11 protein-coding genes are annotated in these 6,406 nt (G+C 59.1%); all 11 read left to right on the plus strand.

Going from position 1 to position 6,406, the window contains the following annotated elements:
* Window positions 1-417, plus strand: a 417-nt coding sequence (locus ACH2EI_RS09820; RefSeq protein WP_395159858.1) for a phage major capsid protein, incomplete at its 5' end; no start/stop codon positions are given.
* Between the two features lie 78 nt (window positions 418-495).
* Window positions 496-735, plus strand: coding sequence for a hypothetical protein (locus ACH2EI_RS09825; RefSeq protein ID WP_395153728.1), 240 nt, complete (start codon window positions 496-498; stop codon window positions 733-735).
* Between the two features lie 15 nt (window positions 736-750).
* Window positions 751-1,332 (plus strand): hypothetical protein, encoded by a 582-nt coding sequence (locus ACH2EI_RS09830; protein WP_395153727.1) that lies wholly within the window; start codon window positions 751-753, stop codon window positions 1,330-1,332.
* Window positions 1,329-1,709 (plus strand): hypothetical protein, encoded by a 381-nt coding sequence (locus ACH2EI_RS09835; protein ID WP_395153726.1) that lies wholly within the window; start codon window positions 1,329-1,331, stop codon window positions 1,707-1,709. The genes ACH2EI_RS09830 and ACH2EI_RS09835 overlap by 4 nt, the downstream gene beginning before the upstream one ends.
* 11 nt (window positions 1,710-1,720) lie before the next feature.
* Window positions 1,721-1,924 carry a hypothetical protein gene (locus ACH2EI_RS09840; protein ID WP_395153725.1) on the plus strand — a complete coding sequence of 68 codons (204 nt, stop codon included), beginning with the start codon at window positions 1,721-1,723 and terminating at the stop codon, window positions 1,922-1,924.
* 1 nt (window position 1,925) lies between these two features.
* Entirely contained in the window at window positions 1,926-2,297 is a 372-nt protein-coding gene (locus ACH2EI_RS09845; RefSeq protein WP_395153724.1) for a hypothetical protein, read from the plus strand.
* Window positions 2,294-2,674 carry an HK97 gp10 family phage protein gene (locus ACH2EI_RS09850; protein WP_395153723.1) on the plus strand — a complete coding sequence of 127 codons (381 nt, stop codon included), beginning with the start codon at window positions 2,294-2,296 and terminating at the stop codon, window positions 2,672-2,674. The genes ACH2EI_RS09845 and ACH2EI_RS09850 overlap by 4 nt, the downstream gene beginning before the upstream one ends.
* Before the next feature lie 22 nt (window positions 2,675-2,696).
* Window positions 2,697-3,017 (plus strand): hypothetical protein, encoded by a 321-nt coding sequence (locus tag ACH2EI_RS09855; RefSeq protein ID WP_395153722.1) that lies wholly within the window; start codon window positions 2,697-2,699, stop codon window positions 3,015-3,017.
* A 102-nt stretch (window positions 3,018-3,119) separates the two neighbouring features.
* Window positions 3,120-5,546 (plus strand): phage tail tape measure protein, encoded by a 2,427-nt coding sequence (locus tag ACH2EI_RS09860; protein WP_395159860.1) that lies wholly within the window; start codon window positions 3,120-3,122, stop codon window positions 5,544-5,546.
* Window positions 5,543-5,923: a hypothetical protein gene (locus tag ACH2EI_RS09865; protein ID WP_395159862.1), complete on the plus strand. Its 381-nt coding sequence runs from the start codon at window positions 5,543-5,545 to the stop codon at window positions 5,921-5,923. The genes ACH2EI_RS09860 and ACH2EI_RS09865 overlap by 4 nt, the downstream gene beginning before the upstream one ends.
* Window positions 5,923-6,406 (plus strand): hypothetical protein (locus ACH2EI_RS09870; RefSeq protein ID WP_395159864.1); only part of this gene is annotated, 484 nt, incomplete at its 3' end. The genes ACH2EI_RS09865 and ACH2EI_RS09870, both read left to right, overlap by 1 nt.

Genomic DNA, 6,406 nt, shown 5'->3' on the forward strand with positions numbered 1-6,406 from the left:
ACGAGCGACAACCTGATTGACCTGTACCACAGCGTCATTTCGCCGTATCGCAATTCGGCGTCGTGTGGCTGGCTGCTGGCTGACAGTAATGTTGCTGCTATCCGTAAGATCAAGGACGGCGACAATCAGTACATCTGGCAGCCCGGCCTTGTTGCTGGCGCACCGGACGTTCTGCTCGGCAAGCCGGTCTACGTCGATGTCAGCATGGCGGCTGCTGCCGCCGGTGCAAAGACGGTCCTGTTCGGTGACTTCTCGACTTACTTCGCCCGTCAGGTGAATGAGGTTCGTTTCGAGTCGTCTACCGACTTTGCATTCAACACCGACATGACGACGTTCCGTTGCCTCGTGCGTGGTGGCGGCGTGCAGGCTGACACGACGGGCGCCATCAAGGCGTACGTCGCAGGCGCAGCTTCCTGACCTGATTGAACGGGGCGCGGCCATCTTCGGTCGCGCCCCGTTCGCAAGGCCCGTCACACCGAACATCAAGGAGGCGCAATGCCGAAAGTAACAATGACCCGCCAGATCAGCGGCACCCGCAACGGGCAGCACTGGCCGAAGCCTGGCGACTCGATCGACCTGTCCGCCGCCGAAGCCGAAGGCCTCGTGTCTCTCGGTATGGCAACACGTAACGATGAGGCACCGACGCCACGTCCAGAGACACGCACGGCCGAGCCGACCCGCTCCGCTGTGCACCCGCCACGCAAGCCCACAAAGCCCGCCACGGCCCGCAAGTAACGGAAGGGGAGCGTCATGGCGTATTGCACTGCAACCGAAGTCATCGAACGGATGGGTGAGGCAACAGTCGGCGCGGCGCTCCTCGGCCGTGTTACTGACTCGATCGAAGCGGCAACCGTCGCGATTGACAACGACACTGGCCGGACGTTCTCGCCCGTAACAGCAACCAAGATATTCGGTGCTGGTGGCTACAGCCTCGAGGTGCCCGACCTCATCAGTGTCACGACGTTAAAAGTTGATGACGACGACGACGGCACGTTTGAGACAACGATTACAGCCAGCGAATATGAACTTGACGCCTACCACCAGATTGCAGACGGTTGGCCGTATGACACGCTCCGCCTACTTGACCGAGAGTTTCCGCACGGTGGCCGTCGTCGCCGTCGCATTGAGATCGTCGGGTCTTGGGGTTTCGCTGCCGTGCCGTCACCGATCAATCAGGCGTGTTCGCTGCTTGCTGCACAGTTGGCGCAGCGTGCAACGTCGGCACTGTTCGGCGTCCAGTCGTTCGGTGATCTTGGGGCGCAAGGCATCCGCACCACCGACCCGCAATATATGAAACTGATCGGCACGTACTCGAAGCCGGGCTTTGCATGACGACGCCGGCTGAACATATCGCCAACGCGATCGGCGCAGCGTGCGACGTCGAGTATGCGCTCCCGTATCGCCCGCCGAGCATGGCGGCAAAGATGGCTTTCGTCGCACCGTCCGAGACGTGGAAAGAGATCGGTGAACGTCTCGACGGTCACACGATCGGCCTTGACGCCTTCATCCTTGCGAGCACCGTCGACATGTTGACATCTCAGGCATGGCTTGACGCTCAAACCACGATCCTCATCGACGCCGCACCGATCGACGTCGGCACCGACGAAGTGGTCGTTTCCAGCATCGATGCCCCGGTCATCTTCTCGTCTACTGACGGTTCCACGTTCCTCGGTTGCCGCATTTCTTACACCAGGCACTCGACCGTATGAAAGGCACACCAATGAGCAAGTCACCCGTTTATGAGGCGCAGGCCGACCTTCAGTGGTGCGGCCAATCGTTTTCCGCAGGCGACGAGGTGACCGGCGACGCGCTGGCTGCTCTGTTGCCATACGGCGACCGTTACATCGCACTCCGCAAGGCCACCCCACCAGTCGCAACACCAACCCCGAAGGCCTCAGGCCCGACCACAGAGAAGGAGGCCTGACATGGCCGGATACAGGATCATTACCCCGAAAATCTCAATCGACGGGACCGACATCAAAGCGATGTCAAAGACCGTCAGCGTCGTTCCTGGAGACGACCTGAACTTCGTGGAGAAGGAATGGACCTGCTCGATCGACGTGGAGCTCGCTTACGGCGTCGGTCTGTCGCACACCGTTATTGCGGCTTTGCGTGACACGGTGGTTGAGGTCGTCATCGCCCCGACGAATGCTGTCGTGGGAGCCGGTAACCCGCATTGCACGTTCAACGCTCGCATTCCGGCGATCCCGTTCATGATGGGCGCCGAAACCGGTCAGCGTCAGACGTTCACCCTGGATCTCGTTTCCGAGGGTGAACCCGTCTTCACGGTGTCGTGACCAAGCCATCGATCGAGGTGGAGGGCGCGCGCCAGTTGAAGCGTGCCCTCCGCCAGATCGAAGGCGGCACGAGCGACCTGAAAGAGATTCACGCGAAGGCCGCGAAGATCGTGGAGGACGCAGCCGTACCGCTGGTTCCTCGCCGTACTGGACGCCTTGCGGCTTCGGTCCGTTCGTCCGGCATCGCATCGGGCGGCGTTGTTCGTGCTGGCTTCGCAAAAGTCCCTTACGCGGGCCCGATCCACTTTGGCTGGCCGAAGCGGAACATCTCGCCGCAGCCGTTCCTTTACGACGCGCTCGACCAGCGACGCGGCGAAGTCATCGGCGTCTACGAGGACAACGTAAAAAAGCTAATCAAGAAAAACAACCTCGACTGAGGTTCCAACATTGGGGGAAACCATGAAACTGCAACTCAACATCACCAAGACGGACGGCACCGAGCAACTGGTGCCAGTCCGGCCGCGTACACAGGTCGCCTATGAGCGGCACTTCAAGACGCAGCTGAGCAACGAGATCGGTATGGAACAGCTTTATTGGCTGGCCTGGCATTCGGCCGGTGTCGTCTCCAAGTTCGACAACTGGCTGGACGACGTCGATGGCGTCACCGCCGTTGTTGACGACGACGGCGAAGGTGACGACCCTTTGGCCGTGAGTCGGTCCTCTGGAACATCGTTGCCGTCGCCATCGAGTCAGGCGCCGGAATCCCCTACGACCATCTGATGGATGACGGCGACCTGTTCACGGTCGCAGCCGAGTACCTGAACTGGCGTTCTAAGCAGCAGTCCCGCAAGTAATCCGAGTTACGACGAAAGTGGGGCGACCGTGGCAGCCAAGTCCGTCATAAATGTCAAGATCCTGGGCGACAATAAAGGGCTCGCCCAGTCGCTTGATTCGTCGGCGTCGAAGATTGGTAAGTTCGGTAAGGCTGCCGTGCTCGGCTTCGCTGCTGTCGGCATCGGTGCTGCTGTCGGGCTTGCTAAGATCGGGCAGAGCTTCGATAAGGAGTTCGACAAGATCCGTGTCGGCACCGGTGCTACCGGCGACATGCTCGCTGGGCTTGAGGATTCGTTTAAGAATGTCCTGAGTACTGTGCCAGCGTCGTTTGGTGACGCCGGAACCGCTATTGCGGACTTGAATACCCGTCTTGGTTTGACGGGCGCACCGCTCGAAGCGCTGGCCGGTCAGCTCATCAACCTGTCTCGCATCACTGGTACGGACTTGGAGACCAACGTCGACAACGTGACCCGAGTGTTTGGTGACTGGGGGATTGCTACTGACGATCAGGCTACGTCGCTTGACAAGGTGTATCGGGCTGCTCAGGCGTCCGGTATCGGCCTCGGTGATCTGTCGAGTTCTGTTGTCCAGTTCGGTGCACCGCTCCGCAACCTCGGTTTCGGTTTCGACGAGTCACTGGCGCTTTTGGCGCAGTTCAACAAGACGGGCGTCAATACCGAAACGGTGTTTGCTGGTTTGAAGGCTGGTGTCGGCAAGCTCGCGAAGGCGGGCGAAGATGTGCCGGCGACGTTCTCCCGGATCGTCTCAGAGATCGAGGCGATGGGTCCGGGCACGGATGCGACCCGTATGGCTATTGAGCTGTTCGGTCAGCGCGCCGGCCCCGACCTTGCGGACGCCATCGCGGGCGGCAAGTTTGAGATTGACGGGATGCTCGCCGCGATCACTGCCGGTACTGACACGATTAATGGTGCAGCGAAAGACACCGAGTCGTTCGGTGAGAAGTGGACCCTCATCAAGAATCGTGTTCTTGTTGGCTTGCAGCCGTTGGCGACAAAGGTTTTCAACGCTATCGGCACCGCAATGGACAAGCTCGGCCCGATTCTGCAACGGCTCACGAAGTGGGTTGCGATTCATCTTCCGATGGCCGTGCAGGCTTTGCAGGCCGCGTTCAATCGGTTGTGGGGCCCAGTCAAGAAAACGGCCGACACTGTCATCAAGTTCTTCGTTGACAACTGGCCGAAAGCTCAGGCTGCGATCTCGAAGGTCTTCGATTGGATTCGCGACAATAAGGATTCGGTTATCGCGGCGCTCGTTGTGGTTGGCGCTGCAATATTTCTTTACCTTGTGGCACCTTTGGTCTCAGCCGCTTATTCTGCCCTCGTCGCCGCCGCCCCGTTCATCCTGTTCGTTCTCGCCATCGCTGCTGTCGCCGGGGCTCTTGTCTGGGCATACCAGAACATTGAGCCGTTCCGTAACGCCGTTGACGCCGTCGTACGGTTCCTTGTCGATGTCGCATGGCCCGCCATTAAGGAGGTTGCCGCTGGGATCGTCGAAGCGTTCACCACGGTTGTTGCATGGTTCCGTGAGGTGTGGCCTGGTATCAAAGAAACGATTGGCGAAGTCTTTGGTTGGCTGGTCGCCAACGTTCTCCCGGTCGTTGTCGCCTACGTGGAGGCCGTCGTCGCTTGGTTCAAGTTATTGTGGTCCATCGCAAAACAGGTGTTCACGCTCGGCCTTGCCATCGTTGGTGGCATCATCATCGCATGGGTCGCGGTCGCGACGTTCCTGTGGGACACGTTCGGCAAGACGCTCACCGAGTATGCCCGCGGCGCATGGAAAGGAATCAAAAAGGTCGTTGAGGCGGCGCTTAAGATCATTGAGGGCGCGCTTAAGCTGTTCACAGCCGTCATTACTGGCGACTGGTCCGCAGCGTGGACGGCGATCAAACAGATTCTTTCGGGCGCGTGGGATTACATTAAGGCCGCAACGAGCCTTGCGCTGAATGCTGTGAAGGCGGCTGTCAAGTTGGTTCTTGACTGGTTGACCCTCTACTGGTCGACGGTCTGGAATAACATTCGTGGCTACGTGTCGGCAGGCATTGACGCTGTCGTTGGTTTCGTCGCATCGCTACCAGGTCGGATCACGGAGGCTGTCAAGGGCGCATTTGATGGACTGACCAGCGCGTTCGTTACGGCCATCAACTGGATCATTGACAAGTGGAACGGGATTAGTTTCACGCTGCCGTCGTTCAGCTTTGACATACCGCTTGACGGTCGTGGACCGTACACGTTCGGCGGTCAAACATTCAGTACCCCTAACCTTCCACGCCTCCACACGGGCGGCGTCGTGCCTGGCCTACCTGGCACCGACCAGCTGACGATGTTGCAGGCCGGTGAGCGTGTCACGTCTGCGGCCGGAGTGAAGTCTGGCTCTGAGCCTGATTGGACGTTGATCGCCCGGATGATGGCGAAAGAGTACGCGCGCACGTTGCAGCAGGAGAGGCGGGCGGCATGACCATCTTAACGCTGACCGAGACGGCTATATCGCCGCTGTCTGACCCGACCGACGTTCTACTTTTGCCGCAATCGTCAGAGATGTTCACGCACTCGGGGCAGGCGTCGGTCAGGGTTTACGCGGGCGGTGTCCGCCGGATCATCTCGACACCTGGCGTCGCCGAAGTTGTCACGTTGAGTTTCGCCCGTCTCGATCGCGCCGAATATGACTCGTTGTTGTTGCTGCTGAATGTCCCGATCCTGTTTCGTGACCAGCGTGGCCGCAACACGTCAGGCGTGTTCTTCAACCTTTCGGGCGAAGAGCAACGTCTACATCCTGGCCGTGTTATGAACGTCGCTTTAACTGTCGAGAACATCACAGCCTCCGAGGTGGTCTGATGGCTGTGACAGTTCTGTCGTTCCTGTCCTTGACGCCAAGCCAGCGCGAAGAGCTGATCGGGTCGTCACGTCTGTTTGTTGACGCAGGCCTTGAGCTGCTTGATTCTGACGAGAACCTGATCGAAGACATTTCAACCGATCTGATCGCCAACAATTCGAGCGTCAGTCGCAACACGTTGCAGACGCTCCACGGTTCGTGTCGGTTGCGGATTAGCCGACAGTTGCTGTGGGGCTCGCAACGTTTGCGGCCGTTCATGCTTCTTTCTTCGGATAATGTCGTCTGGTATCGTCAGGATCTCGGCGTCTTTTTGAGTTCAACGCCCCGTCAGGAGCTGGGCGAAGTTCCGGCCGTGTGGGATGTCTTCGGTTTCGACAAGCTCGACATTTTGAACCAGCCGCACGGCGTCGGTTTCAGTGTTGCCGCCGGTGATCCTATTATCGCTGCCGTTGAGGCTTTGATTGCTGGCACGGGTGAAACGAAGT

Origin of the sequence: Ilumatobacter sp., assembly GCF_041688325.1 — a bacterium.
GTDB lineage: Bacteria > Actinomycetota > Acidimicrobiia > Acidimicrobiales > Ilumatobacteraceae > Ilumatobacter_A.

Excerpts from the sequence above, each read along its gene's own strand:
- ACH2EI_RS09825 (WP_395153728.1), top strand. The coding sequence starts at position 496 with ATGCCGAAAGTAACAATGACCCGCCAGATCAGCGGCACCCGCAACGGG.
- ACH2EI_RS09830 (WP_395153727.1), top strand. The coding sequence starts at position 751 with ATGGCGTATTGCACTGCAACCGAAGTCATCGAACGGATGGGTGAGGCA.
- ACH2EI_RS09835 (WP_395153726.1), top strand. The coding sequence starts at position 1,329 with ATGACGACGCCGGCTGAACATATCGCCAACGCGATCGGCGCAGCGTGC.
- ACH2EI_RS09840 (WP_395153725.1), top strand. The coding sequence starts at position 1,721 with ATGAGCAAGTCACCCGTTTATGAGGCGCAGGCCGACCTTCAGTGGTGC.
- ACH2EI_RS09845 (WP_395153724.1), top strand. The coding sequence starts at position 1,926 with ATGGCCGGATACAGGATCATTACCCCGAAAATCTCAATCGACGGGACC.
- ACH2EI_RS09855 (WP_395153722.1), top strand. The coding sequence starts at position 2,697 with ATGAAACTGCAACTCAACATCACCAAGACGGACGGCACCGAGCAACTG.
- ACH2EI_RS09865 (WP_395159862.1), top strand. The coding sequence starts at position 5,543 with ATGACCATCTTAACGCTGACCGAGACGGCTATATCGCCGCTGTCTGAC.